The 21574-nt window shown below is 33.7% G+C and carries 18 protein-coding genes, 1 tRNA gene and 1 rRNA gene; 1 reads left to right on the top strand and 19 read right to left on the bottom strand.

Annotated features, from left to right (window positions below; translation table 11 throughout):
* Window positions 1-97 precede the first annotated feature (97 nt).
* The 16 genes from BBB02_RS03490 to BBB02_RS03415 form a co-directional block, all read right to left on the bottom strand.
* Window positions 98-169, bottom strand: a tRNA-Cys gene (locus tag BBB02_RS03490).
* A gap of 6 nt (window positions 170-175) precedes the next feature.
* Window positions 176-1072 carry a class I fructose-bisphosphate aldolase gene (locus BBB02_RS03485; RefSeq protein WP_127463997.1) on the bottom strand — a complete coding sequence of 299 codons (897 nt, stop codon included), beginning with the start codon at window positions 1070-1072 and terminating at the stop codon, window positions 176-178.
* 58 nt (window positions 1073-1130) lie between these two features.
* Complete coding sequence (locus BBB02_RS03480) at window positions 1131-1832, bottom strand: hypothetical protein (RefSeq protein WP_245970057.1); 702 nt, start codon at window positions 1830-1832, stop codon at window positions 1131-1133.
* A 353-nt stretch (window positions 1833-2185) separates the two neighbouring features.
* On the bottom strand, window positions 2186-4465 hold the full coding sequence (locus BBB02_RS03475) for an AAA family ATPase (protein ID WP_127463995.1): 2280 nt from the start codon (window positions 4463-4465) through the stop codon (window positions 2186-2188).
* A gap of 297 nt (window positions 4466-4762) precedes the next feature.
* Complete coding sequence (locus tag BBB02_RS03470; RefSeq protein ID WP_127463994.1) at window positions 4763-5989, bottom strand: DEAD/DEAH box helicase; 1227 nt, start codon at window positions 5987-5989, stop codon at window positions 4763-4765.
* 37 nt (window positions 5990-6026) lie between these two features.
* Entirely contained in the window at window positions 6027-6278 is a 252-nt protein-coding gene (locus BBB02_RS03465; protein ID WP_006015726.1) for a cold-shock protein, read from the bottom strand.
* A 175-nt stretch (window positions 6279-6453) separates the two neighbouring features.
* Window positions 6454-7788 carry a TldD/PmbA family protein gene (locus tag BBB02_RS03460; protein WP_127463993.1) on the bottom strand — a complete coding sequence of 445 codons (1335 nt, stop codon included), beginning with the start codon at window positions 7786-7788 and terminating at the stop codon, window positions 6454-6456.
* Between the two features lie 18 nt (window positions 7789-7806).
* A complete protein-coding gene (atpG, locus tag BBB02_RS03455) occupies window positions 7807-8679 on the bottom strand; it encodes an ATP synthase F1 subunit gamma (RefSeq protein ID WP_127463992.1) in 873 nt (290 codons plus the stop codon).
* A gap of 166 nt (window positions 8680-8845) precedes the next feature.
* Window positions 8846-10066, bottom strand: a complete 1221-nt coding sequence (locus tag BBB02_RS03450; protein WP_127463991.1) for a tetratricopeptide repeat protein — start codon at window positions 10064-10066, stop codon at window positions 8846-8848.
* Window positions 10063-10797, bottom strand: a complete 735-nt coding sequence (locus BBB02_RS03445; protein ID WP_127463990.1) for a hypothetical protein — start codon at window positions 10795-10797, stop codon at window positions 10063-10065. The genes BBB02_RS03450 and BBB02_RS03445 overlap by 4 nt, the downstream gene beginning before the upstream one ends.
* A complete protein-coding gene (locus BBB02_RS03440) occupies window positions 10790-12022 on the bottom strand; it encodes a lipoprotein-releasing ABC transporter permease subunit (RefSeq protein WP_127463989.1) in 1233 nt (410 codons plus the stop codon). The genes BBB02_RS03445 and BBB02_RS03440 overlap by 8 nt, the downstream gene beginning before the upstream one ends.
* 116 nt (window positions 12023-12138) lie before the next feature.
* Window positions 12139-13440: a sugar phosphate nucleotidyltransferase gene (locus BBB02_RS03435; protein WP_127463988.1), complete on the bottom strand. Its 1302-nt coding sequence runs from the start codon at window positions 13438-13440 to the stop codon at window positions 12139-12141.
* A gap of 96 nt (window positions 13441-13536) precedes the next feature.
* On the bottom strand, window positions 13537-14766 hold the full coding sequence (locus tag BBB02_RS03430; protein ID WP_127463987.1) for a hypothetical protein: 1230 nt from the start codon (window positions 14764-14766) through the stop codon (window positions 13537-13539).
* Between the two features lie 76 nt (window positions 14767-14842).
* Window positions 14843-15208 carry a succinate dehydrogenase, hydrophobic membrane anchor protein gene (sdhD, locus tag BBB02_RS03425; RefSeq protein WP_127463986.1) on the bottom strand — a complete coding sequence of 122 codons (366 nt, stop codon included), beginning with the start codon at window positions 15206-15208 and terminating at the stop codon, window positions 14843-14845.
* Window positions 15205-15582, bottom strand: a complete 378-nt coding sequence (sdhC, locus tag BBB02_RS03420) for a succinate dehydrogenase, cytochrome b556 subunit (protein WP_127463985.1) — start codon at window positions 15580-15582, stop codon at window positions 15205-15207. The genes sdhD and sdhC overlap by 4 nt, the downstream gene beginning before the upstream one ends.
* Before the next feature lie 102 nt (window positions 15583-15684).
* Window positions 15685-17188 (bottom strand): 16S ribosomal RNA (locus BBB02_RS03415).
* Between the two features lie 152 nt (window positions 17189-17340).
* Between BBB02_RS03415 and BBB02_RS03410 the strand changes: the two genes are divergently transcribed.
* Window positions 17341-17958, top strand: coding sequence for a hypothetical protein (locus tag BBB02_RS03410; protein ID WP_127463984.1), 618 nt, complete (start codon window positions 17341-17343; stop codon window positions 17956-17958).
* Window positions 17959-18488: 530 nt separating this feature from the next.
* Here BBB02_RS03410 and BBB02_RS03405 read toward each other — a convergent pair.
* From BBB02_RS03405 to rpoD, 3 genes are all read right to left on the bottom strand, one after another.
* Window positions 18489-18641: a GDSL family lipase gene (locus BBB02_RS03405; RefSeq protein WP_127463983.1), complete on the bottom strand. Its 153-nt coding sequence runs from the start codon at window positions 18639-18641 to the stop codon at window positions 18489-18491.
* 24 nt (window positions 18642-18665) lie between these two features.
* A complete protein-coding gene (locus tag BBB02_RS03400) occupies window positions 18666-18809 on the bottom strand; it encodes a GDSL family lipase (RefSeq protein WP_127463982.1) in 144 nt (47 codons plus the stop codon).
* 777 nt (window positions 18810-19586) lie between these two features.
* Entirely contained in the window at window positions 19587-21482 is a 1896-nt protein-coding gene (rpoD, locus tag BBB02_RS03390; protein WP_127463980.1) for an RNA polymerase sigma factor RpoD, read from the bottom strand.
* Window positions 21483-21574 lie beyond the last annotated feature (92 nt).

The following is a 21574-nucleotide window of genomic DNA, read 5'->3' as shown; positions in this document are numbered from 1 at the left end:
ATATTTTGAATATAGTATCTTATTTTTTTAAATATTTCATTAAAAGCCACACTTCTTGTTAAAATTTCAGAAGAAAAAACGATCTAATTGGAGTAAGAGGCCGGGACCGGAATTGAACCGGTATAAAAGGATTTGCAGTCCTCCGCATAAGCCATTCTGCCACCCAGCCGTTTTTTTATGCGTAGATATTAATTATATCTTTTAGCATAGATAAAGCATCCTCTTTTTTTCTTTGAAAAGTGTTACGCCCGATAATTGAACCATTACCACCGCCTTGCTTAATTTCTTTCGCTTCGTTGCATATGTCATTCACTGATTTCGACTCGCCACCAGAAAAAACTACTATTCTTTTCCCTGCAAAACAAGATCTTTTAACATATTCAATTCTTTTAGATAATGACTCAATATTTTCTGTTTCTATTTTCTCCCTTTCCAAATAGTTAATTGGAAGTTTTACTTTGATTATATTAGCGCCAAGTAAAGCTGCTATGTGCGCAGCATAGGCAATAACATCAACTGCTGTTTCGCCTTCTTTGGAAATTCCTTCACCGCGTGGATAAGACCATAGCACTACGGCAAGGCCGCAAGACTTAGCCTCAGCTATAATTTCGCGAGCTTCTTCCATCATATCGAAGCACTTAGCAGAACCAGGATATATAGTAAACCCAACAGCTACGCAACCCAAACGCAGCGCATCTTTTACAGAAGCAGTTATTGCTTGATCAGAAGTTAAGTTTTTCGAGTGCAAGGAGTTAGCACTATTAAGCTTCAAAATAAGTGGTAGCATTCCAGCATAAGTTGAAGCACCAGCTTCGATCATACCAAGCGGAGCAGCATATGCGCTTACTCCTGAATCAACTGCAAACTGAAAATGATAATGCGGATCGTAAGCATCAGGATTAACTTCAAAACTTTTTATTGGCCCATGCTCAAATCCTTGATCTACAGGAAGAATTACTAACTTGCCAATTCCACTAAGTTTTCCATGCATAAGAATACGAGCAAGATTTGCTTTTACTCCAGGATTTTCACTTTCGTAATAACTTAGGATTTGTTTTACTTCTTCACTCATTAATATCTTCAAATTTACTTAAAGTGTAGCAAAAACTATAGTTGAAGCAAAGACCTTTTTATACTCTTGCTCCTACACCTATATTTAAAGGTGTAACTTTAGGATCGGTGGTGTGCTGTTGTGGTTTTTCTTGAATTAAATCTTCAAAATACATTTTAACAATAGGAAGAATGAGCGACATAAGCACTAATTTATAGTCATACCATGCAAACTTTTCCTTGTAGCTAAATTCTGCATCTTCTTCGTATAAATGCTTGATGCAGTGCTCACTATATAATTCAGAAGCTTTCGTAAAAGTTCTAAGTAAAGCAATAAGTAATAAATCTAATACTAAATTAGCCATAAGCACCATTCCATATTGAACAGGCCAGCCATTTTGTGCAATTTCCGACGCTAAACTGCACACAGCAAACGCTGCTGCTATACATATCACATAATTATCAGCAGCAATAAGTAAATTGTATCCCCTATTTAACCTATCTAGATTTCCTTCTTGTGAGCCTCTTTGTTTACTTGCTACATAGATAATACTACAAAAGGATATAATAAATAACCATGGCCAAACTCCGATGCTGAATGCATAAAATTTATAAGCAATATTTTGCACTTTGCCACTGTTAGCAAGTTGTGATAAGCAATATTTGACTTGAGGCGACGGACCAAGTACCACATTTGCTAATATAAAAAATAAACATGCTCTATTTACAGCTTTCTCTCTACGCAATAGAATCTCATTGATTCTCCTTTGTTTTTCCTGCACTTCTCGCTGTAATGTTATAGATATGCCAGCTGCTTTTAAGTCGTTAAGATATTTCTCTAGCTTATCTTTATCTGCACTAAGTTTTTTAAACTTTTCTTCAGATACTTTTTTTTCTTTCTCTCCTATTACTTTATCAGGGTGACATTTTAATGAAACTTTTCTAAAGCGCCGCTCAACTAACTTAAGTACATCATCAAACTCCTGGCTTATTACTTCTTCCGCTTCTATTCCCAGCCTTGAAAGTAAATTCCGTAAATCTTGATTACTGTAATATTGATTTCTGGTTAAACTTGCTACTATAGCCTCATTAAAAGATAGTGACTATACTACAAATTTAATACTCAAGCAAGAATTTAAACTATATCAAAAGCAATTCCGTGTTTACCAATATAAATCCTTAATTTCTTTCCTTTAATTAATCGACGATTCAGTATTTCTTCAGCCAAATGACTTTTTATCTCTTTTTCAATTAGCCTCTCTATTGGACGTGCTCCCATTTCTTTACTATAACCTGTTTGCGCAAGATAAGACTTTACTTCTTCTTCCACTGAGCAGCTTATGCCCTTTTGCATAAGTTGTTTTTTCAATTCCTGAATAAATTTATCCACAATGTGCAAAATGACATCCGTATCCAAATCAGAAAAGGAAATGACTGCATCAAGACGATTACGAAATTCAGGGCTAAAAACCCGTTCCATTGCTTTTTCGCTGTCACTGATGTTAAAGTTTTTATACCCAAAGCCAATAGAACTTTTGTTACGTTCAAATGCCCCTGCATTGGTTGTCATAATTAAAATCGTATTGGAAAAATTAACCTTACGTCCGTAAGTGTCTGTAACACATCCATAATCCATGACTTGTAGTAATATATTATAAATATCACTATGAGCTTTCTCAATTTCATCAAGAAGTACTACGCTATATTGATTATTAGATACAGATTCTGTAAGCAATCCACCTTGGTCGTAACCCACATATCCAGGAGGGGAACCAATCATTCTAGATATTGTGTGAGGTTCCATATACTCAGACATATCAAACCGAATAAGGTTCATACCCATATTTTGTGCTAGTTGCTTCGCAAGCTCAGTCTTACCTACACCAGTTGGACCTGCAAAAAGATACTTTGCCAAGGGTTTATTGTAACTTCTCAGACCAGATTTAGCAATTTTAATAGAATTAACGAGAAACTCTATCGCTTGCTCTTGACCAAAAATGGCCCTATTGAGATTTTCTTTCAAAGATTTTACTCTTTGCATATCATCAAACCCGCAAGGTACGTTTGTAATCCTAGCGATAGTACTCTTAATGTCTCTACTGTTTATAACTTTTCGCCTGTTTTTTTGTAACTTACAATATGCCCCTGCTTCATCTATAACATCAACTGCTTTATCAGGTAATATTCGCCCAGTAATATACTTGTGTGAAAGTTCAGCTGCAGATTTAATGGCATGTTTCGTGTAATATACTCCATGATACCTTTCATAGTAATGCTTTATACCATCTAGTATCTTTACTGTATCATTAATAGAAGACTCTTTTACATTAATTTTTTGAAACCTCCTTGCTAATGCTTTATCCTTTTCAAAGCTATTGCTATATTCTCTATATGTAGTTGCACCTATACAACGCAACGCACCTCTTGCAAGTGCAGGTTTGAGCAGATTGCCAGCATCAAGAAAGCTGCCACTTGTTGAACCTGCTCCAATAATAGTGTGTATTTCATCAATGAAAAGAATAGCGCCAGGTTTTGCCTCAATTACTTTTATTATAGACTTTATTCTCTCTTCGAAGTCACCTCTATAGCGTGTTCCTGCAAGAAGTGATCCTAAATCCAAAGCATAAATTATGCTGGATCTCAGTGCACTCGGAACACTACCTTCAATAATTTTCAATACCAAGCCTTCAACTATTGTTGTTTTACCAACACCTGGTTCTCCGACATATAAAGGGTTATTTTTTCTGCGTCTTAGTAAGATTTCTATAGTGCGATTTAATTCATAATCACGACCAATGACATAATCTATTTTTTTGCTTCTTGCATAATCATTTAAATTTCTACAATAATTTTGTAGAACTTCTTCATCTTTTAATAATTCACCTTTATTTGCTACAGTAGAGATATCGTTATTCTTATCAAGTTTTATCTTGCGATTAGTTACATATTCCTCTATATCACCTGAATATTTTATATTGGATATGTTATAAATCAAATTAGAATCCTTTGCATTCTGTTTACGTAATAGCTCTTCAATGTATAAATCTTGCTCAGACAGAATCTCTAATAGAATACTTGCTCCATTTATTTCTTTTCTTCCCAGACGATGAGCTCGTATCATGGCTTTATGTATTATGCGTTGAAATAGCACATCAGGCTCAACTTTATTGACAGTTAATTCGGAGTTGTCTTGTAAAAAACCTTTTGTATTATTACCATGATCATTCCTTAATATAATATTATCTATATTTATGATTTCACCAGCTCTGATGTTACATCTTGATAAAACATAATTTACATCCACATCTTTGGTTAATGCTAGCAACAAATGTTCCACTTTTGCATATTTAAGCTTACAATCAGAAGCAATCTGTAACGCTCTATTTAAACTTGCCTCTAAATTTTTAGAAATCATCTATTCTCTTTAAAAGTGTAAATTTATATATAATTAGTAGCACACAATTATTAAAAAAACTGAAATCTAGCAGCTCGTTGTAGCCAAATTGAATTAAGCTACAGATTATAGTCCACACAGCCTAACATTATACCGTTGTGATAATCTCAAAACGTTATAAGCAGCAAAATTAAGATTATCAAATTGTAGGTAAATCTAATTTAGGCTAGCTACATATTCTTTCTACCATCCTCCAATCACTTCACTTTGCAGCAAGCTTACTGGAGCTTTTAAAGAATAGAAGAATAGTTAAGTACATTAATACGCTTTTTCTAGTACTCTGCTTTTCTTCTTAAATACATTGATCTTTTTTCTACCGTATTTAGCCTTTAACGTACTTGGCCTTTTAAGGATCTTTTTGCTGTTACGTTTTTGAGATTGCATACTACAATCAAAATTTGGCTCTCCTTCTTTATCTGCTAGTGCAGGCAGTCTTCTCTTATCTTGAGGTGTAACAAAAGATAATGCAAATCCTTCAGCTCCCGCACGTGCAGTTCTACCTATACGATGAACATAATCAGCTTGCGATTGTGGTACATCATAATTGATAACATGTTGAATGTGCGGAATATCAAGGCCGCGAGAAGCAACATCTGTTGCAACCATGATTTGATTGCGGCCACGACGAAAAGAATTAATGACTCTTTCACGCTTGTGCTGCCTTAAATCACCATGAATTGCCAAAGCGCTATAGTCATCTTTGTGCAATTTATCAGCTAGCTGATCCGCTCCTCGCTTTGTTTTGACAAAAATAATGATCGATCCTTTGCGCTGACATAATTGTGTAACAAGTTTTCCATATTTTTCTGATTCTGATGCATAAACAATTTCTTGCTTAATTTTTGCAGAAGTTGTAGCCTGACAATCAACAGAAACACGCTCTGGCTGATTAAGGTACTTCTCAGTAAGTTTTACTATATCACTAGGAAGAGTTGCAGAAAACATAAGAGTCTGACGTATTTTTGGCAGATATTTCATGATCCCTTCAATTTGAATTCCAAAGCCCATATCAAACATACGATCCGTTTCATCAAGCACAAGAGTGCTGACATTGCGAGTAATCAAAGCTTTACGCTCAATATGATCTATAATACGACCAGGAGTACCTATTATGATTTGTGGTTTTTTCTGAAGCTGATTTAGCTGCCTAAAAATAGGCTCACCTCCAATCAACAAAGCGACTCTTAGTGCAGAATTTTGAAATAGAAGTTTTCTTATTTCACTTGTTACCTGACACGCAAGCTCTCTGGTTGGCACGATGACTAAACCTGAGCCAGCGTTAGTCTCATTCAGCAATTTAGCAATCAATGGAATAGCAAATGCTAAAGTCTTTCCAGTGCCCGTTTGAGCAGACCCAAGAATATCTTTACCTTGCAGAGCTAAAGGAATCGATTGTATTTGAATTGGGGTCGGGACAAAAAGATTATTTTTATCTAAAGCTTGTATAAGAGAAGCTGGAAGACCCATTTCATGGAAATTATTCACAATATATTAATTAATTCTATTAAAAACCTCATAAAGACTAATCTTCCAATCTTAAATTTATTGCAGACTTTTTATCTTCTCCGTTCCTACCACGCTCTTCTTTAAGCTCATAACTTACTCTTTCCCCTTTCATTCCTTTCTTTTTATCTTCTCCTCGAAGTGCATCAGGTCTTATCCCTGAACGTTCTAATGTACTAACATGTACAAAAACGTCCTCACCTTTACCTTCTGGCTTGATGAAACCATAGCCTTTTTCAACATTAAACCATTTTATATTACCAAATTCCATATGGATAACTCCTAAACTACTAACTAATATTATTAATGTGATTGAAAAACTTTGAAATTACGATTTAGAATGCTTTAAGCTTAGTTATTGCAACTAAACTTCTATACTCCATAGTCTATTCTTAACATTACATAGTAATAGTACACAGTTATTGTACTTAATGCAACTAAAATTTTTAATCACTAAGTGAACCTGCTACTGTCATTTCGCTAACTTTAATCGTTGGTGAATTAAACTGCCCACAGAAAGTTAGGTCATTTGCAACAACTAAATTGCTAAACATATTTTTCAAATTGTCGGCAACAGTAATCTCGTGTATTGGATACGTTATTTTACCATTTTCTATAAAAAATCCGCATGCACCTTGACTATAATCGCCATTGATTAAATTAACACCAAAACCAAATAAATCAGTTACATATATTCCTTCTTTTACTTCCTCAATTAATTCCTTAAATGATCTATTACCATTTTTGAAATAGAAATTACTAGCTGAAGGAATAATTGAAGCATTACTTGCACGAGTTGCATTTGCGGTCGTTTCCAAGTTTAATTTCCTAGCCGAATATAGATCTAAAATCCAATTTTGCAGTACTCCATTTTTTACAAATTCATTTCTTCTGCTCATTATTCCTTCTCCGTCAAACGGTCTTGATGTTATACCCCTTGGTAACAATGGGTCATCAATAATGCTAATCTCAGTATTAAAAATTTGAGTATTTAAACTATTTCTCAAAAAAGAGCTATTATTTACAATATTGCTACCATTTATGGCAGAAGCAAAGCTCTTTACTAGCTCTTTTGCTGCTCTTTTTTCAAAAACAACCGGAAATTTGCCTGTCCTGATTGTACATGAATCCAATTGATCTATTGCTCTTTTTGCTGCTTCTTTCCCTATTGACTCCGGTGTTTTTAAATCACTGAAGTTGCATGCTACATCGTAATCATAGCCTATTTTCATTTCACTCTTTTCTCCAGCAACAACAGAAACCTGATTAACAAAAGTTGACTTACTAAATGAACCAACAAAACCAGAAACGGTTGATAATACTGTATTTACTGAAGTATGTGAAGATGAAGCTCCTTCGGAATTAATAATATTTTTATGTGCAAGAGCTGAATTTTCTGTAGCTTCAGCAATTTCTTTTAATTTATCAATTGTTACAACATTATTATCTGAGATATTTAAATCTGCAGAAGAGATATAATTACTGCCATCTACAGCAAAACTAATATAAGGATCTTCCTGGGCATTCTTTGCCATTTCCACCACTTGGCTCACTGCACTACTAAGATTATTCAAATCGTTTGTGGAAATATACGCAGCTTTGTTCTTACCTGCTATAGCTCTAATTCCGACAGTACAGTTTCTAGATTGTGATATTTGTTCAATTTTTGATAGACGCTGAGAAACCGAGGTCTTATTAGTTTCATATATTGTAACTTCTGCGTCTTGATTCTGCTTTTTTATTAGTTTAGTGATATCTGCTGCAATATTTAATATATTCATTTTTCATTCCTTGAGTTTCTATAAAGATTCTGCACCACCTATAACTTCAATCAAATCAGTTGTAATTGCTGCTTGACGAGAACGATTATAAAGTAATGCTAGTTTATTTAGCATTTCTTTTGTATTTCTGTTTGCTGATTCCATAGCAACCATCCTAGCACTATTTTCACTTGCTGCACTTTCAAGTAAAGCAGAATAAAGAGCAGCTGTAACATAATCTTGAGTCAAAGATTTTAAAATAAACTCAATATTTTGTGGTTCATACTCATAGCTGTAATCTGTTAGAGGACTAACTACAGAATTATCAATTAATAATGAGTCTTTACTCCATGGTTTTATTGTTTCTAATATTGGCTTTTGCATGAAGGTATTATAGAATTTACTGTAAAAAACCTTAACTTTATTGTATTTACTTAGATCCATATCACTAACCAAGGCTTCCACACGCTTTAGTGTGATTCCCTTACTATTTTCAACCTTCAAGATATTTTTAGAATTAAATCTATTTTTGCCTGTCTCAAAAGCTTTCTTACCAAAAAAAACAATGTCTACTTTCTTATCATTTGCAATTAATTTGTTTATATGCTCCTGACTGAATTTAACAACAGAGGAGTTAAAGCTGCCACATAAACCACGATCAGATGCAATAATAAATACTAGGAAAGAATCTTCATTATTGATATTTAGAATTCTTGCTAGTAACTCTTGATCCGCTGATAGCGCTAGTGAAGAAATAATGCTATGCAGCTTAGATATATGCAATTTTGAATTTGATAATTTCTTTTGGCTTTGTAATAATTTTGCTGCAGAAACCATTTGCATTATTTTCGTGGTTTTCTGCACAGATTTAATATTCTTAATTCTTAAGGATAATTCCTTTAAGCTCTTCATTTTGTATATAATTCTAATTTATTAAAATATATAACTGGTAATGCCTAAAAACAAGTTTTTTTGACATTGGAGTCAAACCTAACTAAGAAACTCACAGATTTACTGTTTTGAGATAAAGATTATATTAAAGCAATCTCGATGTAAAAGTATCACACCTTATGGAGTCTTATAATATAAGGTAAATACAATTAAGACTATTGCAACTTGAGCACTTATAATCCCATTGCTTTAGCTCTTTATTACAATCAGCACATTTCCAACCTGGATCAGGCACAGCTTCTGAGTCCATCCTGTTTAACCAATAAATTGCTTGATCATACTCTTGCAGCATAATCTTGAGCTGTACCATAACAAGGTAGATTGATATGTAATTAGCTTTTTTCATAGCAATATCTAAATGCTGACTTGCAAGATCATATTTCCCTAAGCTAATTGAAGACAAAGCAAGCAAGCAATAACTAAAATAATAATCAGGGCGTAAGTTATATAGTCTTTCAGCGCCTTTATTATTTAACTTGATATACATTCTAGCTGATTGAGGAGTAGGATTTACTCTATACTCTTCCTCTAATACTGTGGAAGCTTTTCTGATTTTTTCAAGCTTGATATATAATTCTGCCTTTAAATAATTGACGGGCTGAAAAGTTGCATAATAACTTTGTGCTTTAGCTAAATAATCTATAGCTTTGTAAAAACTTCCTTTACTTTCGTATTGCTTTGCTAAAGCGCAATAAAAAACCGCTAACATCTTTTTACGATCAAAGGGAAGAAAAATATTGAATTTGATAGCTTCCTTTAACTTTGAAATTGCATTTATCCAATCTTCTTGCAATATACAATGCTCTATTTGAAAGGGAATAGACAAAATTTTATCATTAATTGAACTAGAGCAATATTCTATAAATTTTTGAAAGACTAACCTTTCTTGCTTTAGGTGAATAATCAGTTTATTTATCAGAAGTAGAGCTAAGTTGCGATTTTTACTTGCAATACTCGTTAAATTATGGCTGAAAAAGCTGTAATTTCCCGTTTTACCTGAATTAAAGAGCTTTACTAAAGATAATTTATCACTTTCTTCATTTAGATTTTTAATTAGCTTATTGGTGTTCTCTATATTACCTAAGTCTAAGCTAAAGAAAGCTTCAAAGAGAAGCAATTCTTCCCTACTTCTTCTTCTATTTTTTATGTTAGCAAATGTTGATGAAATAGAAGAACAAAAACGTGCAACTGCAATCAATAAAAATAATAAGACTACGCAAGCAAGAATAACGAAATATAGATCAATACTTATAGTGTAATTGCCTAATTCCAATTTTATTACTTCACCACTTACCTTGATCCATATGCCAAATAAAAACGAAAAAGCAAAAATTATAAAATAAATCATGAGATGTATTGTAATAAGTGACGATATATTATTGAAGTATTCTTGAAAGCTACAATAAAATCATTCAATTTATTAAGCCATGGTTTGAATTCTGGGTATGTTAAGTCACTTATTGCGGTGGCTATGCTCTGCCAATCATTATCGCTTATTAATTCTTCAATTTCCGCAAGCTTTAACCTGAGTGGATCACTACGATCATCTATCTTTATCCAATTTGAAATGATTTTTTTAAACAAGTTACTTTTATTGTAGTTAATAACAGTCATGTTCTTCTCAAAAGACAATTTCAACCCGCGTAAAGTATCTACCTCTTTCAAATTTTCCAATTCATTTACTGCATTTTCTATCTCTGGATCGTCAAGCTCTGATATCAAAGGCTTTATTGAATTTATATGATTATCAAACTTGGCTTCTCGCAATAACGAATTCTTCATCTTAATCACAAGTAGCAGCAACTTTGCGAGGTTCTTATGCCTTAAACTACCATCACCTTGCTCACATTGAGTGTGCAGATTTCTCTTTAAGTCAAATATCCTTTTCTCTACCCTAGATTGATTCACTTCAAGCAACGTTCTAAGTTCATCTATCTTTTCCGTTAAAACATTCATACTGCCTTCACTTTCTTGTTGGTTTATTTTAAAAAATATTATGTTATTTATTATTGCAATATGGCTAACAAATAACAATATAATTAAGAACCAACCTATGCATTTTTTTCGAGTATCATTCATAACGTAATATCTCCGCTGGATCTTGCGCAGCTGCCTGCAATGCAGGAGGAATTGTCGCTAAAAATGATAAGAACAATGCAAGCGCAGAAATGTTCACTACATCTTGAGAGACTAATATCACTGGCAAACTTGAAAAAAAGTATATCATGGGATCAAACAGCTTGATGTTGGTAATGTTTTCTAAAAATACTCTAATATTTTCAATATTGAGAGAAAAAACAACCCCTATAATAGAGCCAAGACAAGTTCCTGCAAAACCAATTAATAGCCCACAAGCACAAAATATGCACATAATGCTTCCACTTGTTGCACCAAACGTACGCATAATTGCAATTGCGGATTTCTTTTCTTGCACTATCATCATCAAACTTGAAACAATATTGAATGCTGCCACAACTATAATCAAAGTAAGAATTAAAAACATCACATTTCTTTCAGTTTTTAAAGCATTAACATAATGGCTTTGCTGAGATTGCCAACTTTCAGCTCTCATTCCTGTTTCTTTTGCTATAGCGTTTGCTAGCTTATTAGCCATAGCAATATCATCTACAAACACTTCTATTATATTTCTCACACTATCTTTATAATTAAAAAAAGCCTGAGCTGATTTCATGGGCATATACATCAAGGTATTGTCGTACTCAAACATACCCATATCAAATACTGCTACAACTTTATATTCTTTCATTTTTGGTATTTCACCAGACAGTGCGTCAAATCCTTCAGTTGATATAAGCATAATGTTATCACCATAATCAATATTCAAAGCTTCTGCTAATCTTGCCCCTATTATGATACCTTCATCGAATTTTTCCACGTTACCCATAATTACATTATTCTTAACGGTAGTATTATTAAGTAAGTCTTTAGTTGACACACCACGGACTACGCTACCCACAATTCCACCATTTGATGCAACGATCACTTGATCATTGGTCATAGAAGTAGCTTTTAATACACCTGGGATTTTCTCAATAGATTTTAACACTGCGTGGTAATCTGAATTTATGCTTCTATCAAAGTAAACATTAATATGACCATTAATGCCAAGTACAGAGTCGAGCAGCTTTGCTCTGAACCCATTCATTACAGACATTACTACTATTAGCGTTGCAACTCCAAGAGCAATACCAATAATAGAAAACAAGGCCATTATAGAGCAAAATCTAGAATTCTTTGCTCGCAAATAGCGAATAGCCATAGTAAATTCAAAGGCAATAGACATTATACTAAGATTTAAATATCATACTTTTTATGCTTCATATAACTGTAATTTTTCCTTTACCTCAAATTAGGTTGTCTAAATTTAGCAAGCTTATAGAATATATTCAATATTCTATATTAAGACCTTCCATATATATCGTCCAATCTTACTATATCATTATCAGATAAAAACTTTCCTACCTGAAACTCAACTATCTCAAGAGGAAATCTTGTACTTTTATTCTCAATTTTATGAAACACCTTCCTTGGAATCTCTACTACATGATTTTTTGTTATAGCATATGTTTTGTCATCTAAACTAACATATCCAACCCCTGATAGTATTATATGGTACTCATCTCTATAGTGGTGAAATTGCTTAGAAGTGCGGCTCAGTGGATTTATAAAAAGGTATTTTATAAGAAAATCCTTGCCCATTAAAACTACACTATAAAATCCCCATGGCTTAATCTCTTTCCTTATTGGCTTTACTTCCTTAACTTTATTAATGAACAACATTAGGCTCTTACTTGGCCGTTTATAAACTCTACCTAGTAAATTTTTTGCATCATTTTCTGTCATCAAAACTGGCTCTCTTCCTTTGGTTACAGCTTGAAACGACTCAAAATTCTTATTAAACCTCTTACTTAACTCTAAAACTGAACCCCAAGTGCCAACATCCATCCAATCGAAATTGGCTTCTATCATTACAATATTTTCTGCTTTTTCTATCACTAGGTGATCAATAGATGTATCACCCATTCCTGCACAATTTTGCTGTTCTAAATACAGAAATCTCTCTCGTGATACAAAATGCTTCATACTTTCACAACATAAATTATAGAGAATCGGAGCAATTTTTTTTATCTCATCTATATAGCGTTTTGCTCTAAACACAAATATTCCAGAGTTCCAATAATGATCGTTACTTACCTTACGCTCGGGTTTTTCTGTAAAATCTTTTACTATATGACATTTTTCTTTCTGACCATATACTGCATTTATATAGCCGTATTCAGAATTGAATTCATGAGGCTTTACCCCAAAAGTGACTATAGAGTCAGTTTCAGAGGCTAGCTTAGACGCTTTCTCAATAGAAACATAAAAACTATTCAAATCACCTATAAAATGGTCTGAAGGCAGAACTAAGATTGTCTCGTTCCTATCGCAGAGAAGCACAGCAATTAGTGTTGCTGCCGCTGTCCCAATTTTAACTGGTTCAAAAACTACTTTACATTCTTGTAATGAATGTAATTCCTGCATCAATAATGACTCATATTGTATATTTGTGGTAATGATGGGTGGCATATAATCGCCTTTTAGCCTCAACAAAGTGTTGTGAAACATAGTATTCTGACTAAATATTTTCTGAAATTGCTTTGGCTTAGATAGAGGCCAAAGTCTGCTGCCACTACCACCACATAGTATTACAGGGCGCATATAGTTAAGATATTAATTATTTGATTAATATCTTATACTGCAAGTTTTTGTTGTAAAATGATTAAATAGAGGGTGAGTATCAATTTAAAGTAATGGCTAATGAGGGTGTGTAGCGCCTTGCCCTTTCTGTGAATTCCTCTCATTTTGTAATTTCTCAACATAAATATTGCCGCTCTTTTTATTTCTAAACCCAGCTATTTCTTCATTAACTTTGTTTTGCAACTTTTCCTTTAAGCTTTCTCCAACACCTAGTTCTCTAGATTTATCTATACTTTCACTATTTTTGCTCAACCCCTTCTCTAAGTTTTTTTCAATATCTGATTTTTTAGCGTTAAGCTCTTTCCATGTACCCGCTATGCTAAGTGGCTTATGATCCTTCTGCTTCGGCTTTGGCCTTTCCCCATTTGTAACAACATTAAAGTCGCTTTTTACTTCTTTCCAACATTCTTTCAATTGGTGTTTCCACATAGTAAGATAAGCATCACCATACTTTTTCTCATTTGCTACAAACAATAAAATTGGAGCCTTAAGTATGGTAACTCCCATATTCACTAAATTTTTTACTGCCACTGCAGGAGTGAAAAAAAGATAACCAAAAGATTTTGCAATTGGATTTTGTCTGCCTATCAAATTCTCCCCTAATTTCATAGGAATAAAGGTTAGCAGTTTAGCGCAAATCTTAGCTAAACCCGCAGCAAAAACAATAGGAACAGATATAAGACTTTTATCTAGCTCTAGACTACCATTTTGATCTCTAATTTCTGAAAAATTAGTGCTTAATTTTTTATCATTACTAGTGTATAGTAATTCTCCATTTCTTCCCTTTTCATCAACAACCCCCTGAACTTTACCCTCTCCATTTTTTACCTTTTTCATTAGCACAGAAGAGTGAGTTAATTCAAACCGACCATTAGGATCATTAGTTCTTTTAGCTTCAAAAATTGGAATATGTTTTTCAAGATCGATTTTTGAAAACTCAAATGGTTTATAGTAGCCATCATAATGCTTAACATCCTTGTTTTTTTCCCGATTAACTAAAAAGTCAATGGTAAAATAGGACCTATCATCCGTTTCCTTGACAAGAGCTAATTCAAAAATTTTCTTGCCATACAAAAGTTTATATGTCTTACCATTACTATCTACTTCTACAACTTTCCCAGATTTTACAATCTTATCGTAATTCTTTGGATATTTGCATTTTCTTCCATCTGTATATGTCATTACCTTTCTAAGATCCTTGACATAAATTTGAGATTCAGATGAAGCAAATAAACCTTTTGCTTTAAGTGTAAAATCTGTTACTGCTTTTTTTAACACTCCGAACATATTGGAGAACCAAAATCGCTATAGTTCAATAATAAAATTAGTAAACTAATAATATATTAACACAAAACTAGCAATTTTACAAGAAAACATGCCTATAAAAGAAAAAAGCCGTAAAAGCAAGGACTATATAAGTAATACTTGATAAGTATTTTATGCATGTAATTGTAAAAATCCTCAGAGGTACGCTGTCTATATAATCTTCACACACTACCTGCATTCCAAGAACTGCATGCCAAAAAATGCAAAACACCAGTATAATAAAAAACAAAAGCTCTAGTGGATGATTAATAGCCTGAAATAATCTTTCATTAAAAGATAAAGGGCTATCAACATAAAATGTGCAAGAAAATGAGTAAATAAACCAAGGAAATAAAAATAACAAAATTACCGCAGAAACACGCTGGATCCACCAATGATGTACTGAATTTACAGATTGACTCATATAAATATAAATAAAAAAGCCATAGTAGAAAGAAATAGCATTATTGTTAGTAACATAGCACTTTTTAAAACACTAGCAATTTCTAAATTAAGCCCAGCATCCCACAATAAATGACGAATACCATTAAGAAAATGATACATAAAGCTTACAAAGCATAAGATATAAGCTAATTTAGCAACAGGAGTGAACAATAATGCATTTAAGCACCTTACTATAATTAACTTAGGGGAGTAAACATATAATATAAAATACCAAGAAAGTATGATTAATAAAAGAAATAGCAAGATACCAGTCAATCTATGCATAGTAGAAAAAAAACTAGTAACTTGTACTTTATATATTTGTAAATATGGGGAAAGAGGCCTATTACTCATAAAATTTCGTTATCAAGAAATTAAAAAATAAAGTAGAAGTAAAGACAGCAGTATAGTACATAATGACACTATTATTTAAAATGGTGAATTACGTACAAAGCCTAAGGAGGTAATCCAGCTGCAGATTCCCCTACTGCTACCTTGTTACGACTTCACCCCAGTCACTGATCCCACTTTAAATAACTCCTTCCTTGCGGTTAGGCCATTAACTTCGAGTGAAACCAATTCCCATGGCGTGACGGGCAGTGTGTACAAGACCCGAGAACGTATTCACCGTGGCATGCTGATCCACGATTACTAGCGATTCCAACTTCATGTACTCGAGTTGCAGAGTACAATCCGAACTGAGATGTCTTTTAGGGATTAGCTTAGGCTTGCGCACCTTGCAACCCATTGTAGACACCATTGTAGCACGTGTGTAGCCCACTCCATAAAGGCCATGATGACTTGACATCATCCCCACCTTCCTCCAGCTTATCACTGGCAGTTTCCTTAAAGTACCCAGCATTACCTGATGGCAACTAAGGATGAGGGTTGCGCTCGTTGCGGGACTTAACCCAACATCTCACGACACGAGCTGACGACAGCCATGCAACACTTGTGTAAAATCCGGCTAAACCGACCCTATCCCTTCGAATAGGTATGATTTCCATGTCAAGAAGTGGTAAGGTTTTTCGCGTTGCATCGAATTAAACCACATGCTCCACCGCTTGTGCGGGTCCCCGTCAATTCCTTTGAGTTTTAATCTTGCGACCGTAGTCCCCAGGCGGAATGTTTAACGCGTTAGCTGTAATACAGAAAGTAAACTTCCCATATTTAACATTCATCGTTTATAGCGTGGACTACCAGGGTATCTAATCCTGTTTGCTCCCCACGCCTTCGCGCCTCAGCGTCAGATTTGAACCAGATAGACGCCTTCGCCACTGGTGTTCCTCCTAATATTTACGAATTTTACCTCTACATCAGGAATTCTTCTATCCTCTTTCAATCTCTAGATTAATAGTTTTAAAAGCAATTCCAAGGTTAAGCCTCGGGATTTCACTTTTAACTTATTAATCAGCCTACGCGCCCTTTACGCCCAATAATTCCGAATAACGCTAGCCCTCTCCGTATTACCGCGGCTGCTGGCACGGAGTTAGCCAGGACTTCTTCTGTGAGTACCGTCATTATCTTCCTCACTAAAAGAGCTTTACAACCCAAAGGCCTTCTTCACTCATGCGGCATAGCTGGATCAGGCTTTCGCCCATTGTCCAATATTCCCCACTGCTGCCTCCCGTAGGAGTCTGGACCGTATCTCAGTTCCAGTGTGGCTGATCATCCTCTCAGATCAGCTATAGATCATTGCCTTGGTAGGCTATTACTCCACCAACTAGCTAATCTAATATAGGCTCATCTAATAGCAATAAATTTTTCCCCCGTAGGGCGTATACGGTATTAGTTGCCGTTTCCAACAATTATTCCGTACTACTAGGTAGATTCCTATACATTACTCACCCGTCTGCCACTAAGTTATACCATAGCAAGCTACAATATAACCCCGTTCGACTTGCATGTGTTAGGCTTGCCGCCAGCGTTCATTCTGAGCCAGGATCAAACTCTCAAATTTAGACCTCAACCTATAAAAGATTGAGGGTACATCGGATAAATCCGACAAAAATAATTTAGCTTAATACTGCTGTCTTTATTTCTACTTTAGAAATATTCTAATCTCCAACTATTCAAACAACTTTAAGAGTATTATCATATGATATAATCACTATGTCAATATGTTTTTGCAAATCAAAAGCATTAATGTATAAATATATAACTATTTGGAATATTACCATGAAAAAATACATCTTTCTGCTTGCACTCGCACCAACGTTAGTTGGCATCACATTATACTTATTGCGCAACATTGATAACACAAAACAATCTATAACTGCAGGTGACAAATTTTACAGAGTATTATTCTTAAAAAAGGATAGTAAGCCGCTGTTAGAAGAAATAGATTCAAATTGGGGATATTTAGCAAATTTTGAACACGCATTCAATCATATCTCAGATTCAATGCCAACAGACACAGCATCTATTATTTATAATGATTTGGCAGATGATAAAGATGCTCCTAATGTCTTGCGTGAGTTAGCACAATACTTAGAGGTAATGAGCTTACTTCACTCCAACGGTGAAAAAATAAATAAAGATAAAATTGATAATTTAGAATCAAGTGCAGTGTATCCTTATTCAAGCCAAGAAGCTATCGCTGTAGTAAAGATACACAGTAACGACATTAAAGGTGCAATTGAAATATTGTATTCATTATTAAATGATAGAGAATGTCCGACTCTAATCAAGGCCAATGCACAAGAATTACTTCGGATATACGAAAACTAAAAAACTTGCTTGCATAACAATTTGGCAGCGCATCTGATTAAATAAAGAACTTTACTTGACAAACCTACCTATTTTATTATGGCACTAAAAGTATTTATGACTCAAAATTTGTTTTTGACTGTAGGATCAATCACAGAATCCAGTAAAAACTTAGGTGTTTATTGGTAGATTACGTAAAATTATAGCGGTTTTTAAATTTTTTCTATACTCAGCCAAGTCGCGCTTGTTAGAACATTATTACAGCACCACTTACAGTAATATAGAGTCAAAATTCACTACTCAGAGGTTCCTTTTACCTTTTTATTTAGTAAGATTTCTCTATATTTATAGTTAATATATCAAAGAATAAACTTCACTAGCAGAATGTCATTTTAGCACTAAAATGACAAAAAGAGGATAAAATCGCAATAGCTATGTATCAAGCACCGTTGTATTTTCTCTATATTTTAGATTACTTTGTTTACTCCCCTCCCTTTACCATTCAGCTACGCAGATAGTTACTACAAACCGTAAAGATGTTTAAAAAAAATCTAATTTTTTATCAACTCATACATTTCATTACCAACTTCACAATAAGGTTCTGCCGTTGGATAAAAATAATCAAAAAAGAAATAATCCTTTAGTATTTCTGCGCTGCATCCAGAATTATAGTAAGTATCAAGCCTTCCTTTAAATATCAACAAGAGTATCTTTATACTTTTTCCAAATCACCCTCCCCCAAACTGGTCTACGATGTTTGATAAGTATGCATCTCGATCATTTAACCCTTTGCTCTTATATTTACAAAGCATACTTTTCATTTGAGAGTTAAGATCGAATGCTTTTATTTCAAGATCTGCACCTTTCTTCATATAATCTAAATCATTAGCTAATTTTGTATTGAAACTCTGTGTAAGCTTTGCAGCCAGCTCTCTTGCTTTTCGTCTTTATTAAAGCTAGTATCAAACCAACCTCAGTCACATTTGCAACAATCACATGCTTTACACCATATTCATTTAGAACCAAATTCATTACACATTTCACTAACCGCTTTATTTCAATACTTTTTCTGCTTTAACATTGTTATAAGCAGTGGCACCCATAATATTATTTCCTCGATTATAATGAAAAATAAAATCTCCTTTACCTACGTCTGGATGATGTTTAATTACTGCGTTTAACTGATTAACTAAACGAAATTTATTGAGGAAACAAGAAAAAATAGGGCTAAGAATTTCAGATGCTGTTGCATATAAAATCGCATAGTTATGATTTTGCTGTTCATAGTATCGATCAAAAAATGAGCATCTCCATGATGAATTAAATTCTTCTCAACCTAAATATTTTGCTACATATTCAACAACAGTAAGGCCATTGCTAAAAATCCTCCTTAATAATAAAGGGGCATTAAGTTTCACGTTTCTTACAAAGGAGAAGTTATTAAAATTTCAATAATTACACCATCATCAGATAAACTATCACCCAGAACACAAAAATTTTTACACTTTGAATCAGAGTTATTATTTTTATTTGCCATAACATTCAATATCTAATCATACTGCTCTATGAAGCCTATAAAAAAAGAAAAATAGGGTAAAATTATAGAACTTTGGCTGAATTTTACCTATTTTTTGAGCAGCTCTTCTACCTTAAAAGAAACCTCTAAGTTTTTTAGCACGGCTTGGATGTTTCAACTTACGTAGTGCTTTTGCCTCTATTTGCCTAATTCTTTCACGTGTAACATTAAAAATTTTTCCTACTTCTTCTAAGGTATGCTCCTTTCCATCTTTACCAAGGCCAAAGCGCATCCTTAGAATTCTTTCTTCTTTTGGTGTTAAAGTTGCAAGAACATTGGTCGTAATGCCACGCAAGTCGGCAAGTATTGCAGCATCCTCTGGTTTAGAAACTCGCTTATCTTCTATACAATCACCGAAGGTACTACTATCATCCTTTCCTGTTGGAGCTTCAAGACTTACCGGATCTCTTGCTATCTTCATAACTTTGCGTATTCTTTCTAGCGGCATCGCCAATTCTATACTCAATTCCTCTAATGTAGGCTCTCTACCCATTCCATGAGTCATCTTTCTTAATGCTTTGTTGATTTTACTGATAATTTCCACCATATGTACTGGTATTCTAACTACTTTAGACTGTTCAGGTATTGCCCTAGTGATTGATTGTTTTACCCACCAAGTACCATAAGTCGAAAATTTATACCCACGTTTGTAATCAAACTTATCCACAGCCTTCATAAGACCAATATTACCTTCTTGTATCAAATCAAGCAGATCAAGACCTCTTTTTGAATACTTTTTAGCAATCGAAACCACCAGCCTTAAATTAGCCTTAATCATTTCTTGCTTTGCTTGAGAGACTTCTTGTTCATGTTTCTGTATTCTCTTGATTAGCTTCTTAAACTCCTGAACTTTATCTCCTTGTACATAACTCTTAATATTGCTTAAGGCACTAGCTATATACTCATAGCTATCGCTTATAAACCTTAAGAATTTATTTTTTAATTCACCTGTAAAAAGAGATTGATTTTCATTAATCTTGAGAAAACTTATTTCACTAAACTCGTGCTCTAAAAGCACATCATCATAAACATTATAAAAACTTTCTCTATCAATATCGTACTTTCTAGCTTCAGTAATAAGATTAGCTTCTTCAAACGTGATTAGTCTATTTATTTCGTAAAGTTTTTGTGTAATTCTGGTAATAGCAACATCACTAAACTGAATTTGTAATGCTACAGACCATATTTGATTATATAAATTTTCTAGCTCATTAGAGAAATCTTTAGAATTTTTTTTCAATACCAACGCTTCATTTGTTAAAGCAATGATCTCATCCAATGCCGTGATAACCTTTGGCAATAAATCACTTTCCATTTCAAGAACAGAAATATTTAAGTTAGCTGAACTTATGTCTTCACTCTCATTTCCCTTTTCATCATTACCTTTTTCCTCATCATTAACACAATCTCTAACATGTTCAGCTTCACTTTCTTCTTTGTCTACCATATTGAAATCAGAGTTATAAATTGCATCCAGATTTATAATTTCTCTCAGTAAAAAAGTTCCACCACTTAAATCATCACGCCATGTTTTGATCATGTTGAATGCCACTGATGTTTCAATTATTGCACGTAACATGTTATGCTTTTCAGATTCAATTTTTTTTGCTATCTTAATTTCATCTGCTCGTGACAAAAGCTTTACAGAGCTCATATCTTGTAAATAAATCCTTACTGGATCATCATTTTGCACTAAAGTTGTAGTAGTATTCAACGATGTCTCATCATCAAGCTTATTACCATCATCATTAGAAGGAGCTTCTTCCTCATCTTCACTACTTTCGAGTATGTTAATTCCAGAGTCTTGCAATAAAGCTATAGTATCATCTATAAAATCAGGTGGAAAACTTTCATCTGACAACTTATCATTTATATCATCAAAAGTGATAAAACCGCCCTTTCTTATACTTTTGGTTACAAGATCTTTGATGATCTTTTTCCTATCTTCCGTACTATTAATAGTTGACATCATTACCTTTACAGTTTATAATTTTATTTCTTATTTATCAAATAAACTTACAATTAGCAAGCTTATAGTTTTATTCTTAATTTATAGTTACT

The organism is Wolbachia endosymbiont of Bemisia tabaci, from assembly GCF_003999585.1.
Taxonomy (GTDB): Bacteria; Pseudomonadota; Alphaproteobacteria; order Rickettsiales; family Anaplasmataceae; genus Wolbachia.
Note: the sequence above shows the minus strand (reverse complement) of the source record. Positions and strands in the feature narration are given on the sequence as shown.

What these genes read in the sequence shown, in the direction of transcription:
- BBB02_RS03445 (WP_127463990.1), bottom strand. Translation starts at nt 10,797, where the DNA reads ATGAATGATACTCGAAAAAAATGCATAGGTTGGTTCTTAATTATATTG.
- sdhC (WP_127463985.1), bottom strand. Translation starts at nt 15,582, where the DNA reads ATGAGTAATAGGCCTCTTTCCCCATATTTACAAATATATAAAGTACAA.
- BBB02_RS03465 (WP_006015726.1), bottom strand. Translation starts at nt 6,278, where the DNA reads ATGGAATTTGGTAATATAAAATGGTTTAATGTTGAAAAAGGCTATGGT.
- sdhD (WP_127463986.1), bottom strand. Translation starts at nt 15,208, where the DNA reads ATGAGTCAATCTGTAAATTCAGTACATCATTGGTGGATCCAGCGTGTT.
- BBB02_RS03410 (WP_127463984.1), top strand. Translation starts at nt 17,341, where the DNA reads ATGTCAATATGTTTTTGCAAATCAAAAGCATTAATGTATAAATATATA.
- BBB02_RS03435 (WP_127463988.1), bottom strand. Translation starts at nt 13,440, where the DNA reads ATGCGCCCTGTAATACTATGTGGTGGTAGTGGCAGCAGACTTTGGCCT.
- atpG (WP_127463992.1), bottom strand. Translation starts at nt 8,679, where the DNA reads ATGAAGAGCTTAAAGGAATTATCCTTAAGAATTAAGAATATTAAATCT.
- BBB02_RS03430 (WP_127463987.1), bottom strand. Translation starts at nt 14,766, where the DNA reads ATGTTCGGAGTGTTAAAAAAAGCAGTAACAGATTTTACACTTAAAGCA.
- BBB02_RS03400 (WP_127463982.1), bottom strand. Translation starts at nt 18,809, where the DNA reads ATGAAGAAAGGTGCAGATCTTGAAATAAAAGCATTCGATCTTAACTCT.
- BBB02_RS03475 (WP_127463995.1), bottom strand. Translation starts at nt 4,465, where the DNA reads ATGATTTCTAAAAATTTAGAGGCAAGTTTAAATAGAGCGTTACAGATT.
- rpoD (WP_127463980.1), bottom strand. Translation starts at nt 21,482, where the DNA reads ATGTCAACTATTAATAGTACGGAAGATAGGAAAAAGATCATCAAAGAT.
- BBB02_RS03450 (WP_127463991.1), bottom strand. Translation starts at nt 10,066, where the DNA reads ATGATTTATTTTATAATTTTTGCTTTTTCGTTTTTATTTGGCATATGG.
- BBB02_RS03485 (WP_127463997.1), bottom strand. Translation starts at nt 1,072, where the DNA reads ATGAGTGAAGAAGTAAAACAAATCCTAAGTTATTACGAAAGTGAAAAT.
- BBB02_RS03460 (WP_127463993.1), bottom strand. Translation starts at nt 7,788, where the DNA reads ATGAATATATTAAATATTGCAGCAGATATCACTAAACTAATAAAAAAG.
- BBB02_RS03440 (WP_127463989.1), bottom strand. Translation starts at nt 12,022, where the DNA reads ATGTCTATTGCCTTTGAATTTACTATGGCTATTCGCTATTTGCGAGCA.